This window comes from Acholeplasma laidlawii (assembly GCF_015709225.1).
GTDB classification, from domain to species: Bacteria; Bacillota_I; Bacilli_A; order Acholeplasmatales; family Acholeplasmataceae; genus Acholeplasma; species Acholeplasma laidlawii_A.
This window is the reverse complement of record NZ_JADNRS010000025.1, coordinates 1-1,240: the sequence shown is the minus strand read 5'-3', so window position 1 is coordinate 1,240 and position 1,240 is coordinate 1. Positions and strand designations below refer to the sequence as shown.

General features: G+C 27.5%; 1 protein-coding gene. It reads left to right on the top strand.

From position 1 onward, the window contains the following. Positions 1-125: 125 nt before the first annotated feature. On the top strand, positions 126-899 hold the full coding sequence (locus IY230_RS02170) for a hypothetical protein (protein ID WP_196369706.1): 774 nt from the start codon (positions 126-128) through the stop codon (positions 897-899). Positions 900-1,240 lie beyond the last annotated feature (341 nt).

Here is a 1,240-nt window from a genome sequence, read left to right as displayed (position 1 = left end):
AACTATGCATTTTTAAATGCTGATATCCTTATAATAACTGCATCAGTACCTGAACAACCAGTTGGTTGGAACTTATATTGGAATTCATCAAATAGACCAGTTATTTGGAACGATTAACTAAATATATGAAAAAAGAAGATAAAATTGGTTGGTATAATTCGTTTAAAGAAAGATTTGAAGAAGAACCGTTGTTTTTGATAAAATATTGTTCTGAAGAAAAGCATGCAATTGATGTCTCAAACGGAAAAATATATGTTAATAATGCTAGATTTTTCGTAGATTTAGAAAAAGGATCTGGTATAAAAGGAACGGGAGATAAACGGGAAATGATTGCTGATATACCAGAAGGGTATATGATTCAAATAAGGTCAGAAACGACAGAAAAACCTATTGAATTCTTAATTAATAAAAATGTTCAAGTGGCAATTACTCTGAATCGTGATTTAGACACAACTATTTATTGTACTTCTGCAGTAAAGATACCAGATATTAATAAAGTTGAAATTAATGAAACTAAAGATAAAATTAGTTTTAAATTTACTGTTAGATTAGACGATATGGATATATCAGTATATAAGTATTGTACTATAATTGATTCTCACAAATTTTATAGTTCCTTAAACGATTTTTTTAGTCCCCTAAATATAAGATGGTTTGGAAATAAAATCGCATATACAAATGATGTTAGCGAACGATTTGAAGTTATGAAAAAGTTTGATAATGCAAAAAGATACTTTTTTAAAGATTCATATTTTTCAAGTCAAAATGAATTCCGAATTGCTATCGAAATGAATATGCCAAGTGATAATTTTATTGATTTAAATAGTTCTATTGGTTTTGTTTCTGAAACGGGAGTGGATATAGAATTATTTGTTGAGGCACTAAAAAATAGTGATTAAAAGATATTACTAGCCCATAATATGCGTGCAAGGATAATTTCATATGTATTTGGTATTATTATGAAGTATATTTGATGTTGTGCTAACATATAGTTGAGAAAATTAAATAAAATATGCTATAATTCAAGTAAGAATTATGGCTTTTTTATTTATAATAAAAGTCATAAATTAGGAGGACTTTAAATGAATTATAAATCGAGACTATTAAGTTTAGCACTAATAATGTTAACAGCGATTTTTCTTGTGTCGTGTGGTGATAAGAAAGAAACCACCTTTGATGTAGTTTTTCAAGATTGGAATAATGTAGTTTTAGACACTCAAAAAGTTGGAGAGGGGAAAAG

Excerpts from the sequence above, each read along its gene's own strand:
- IY230_RS02170 (WP_196369706.1), top strand. The coding sequence starts at position 126 with ATGAAAAAAGAAGATAAAATTGGTTGGTATAATTCGTTTAAAGAAAGA.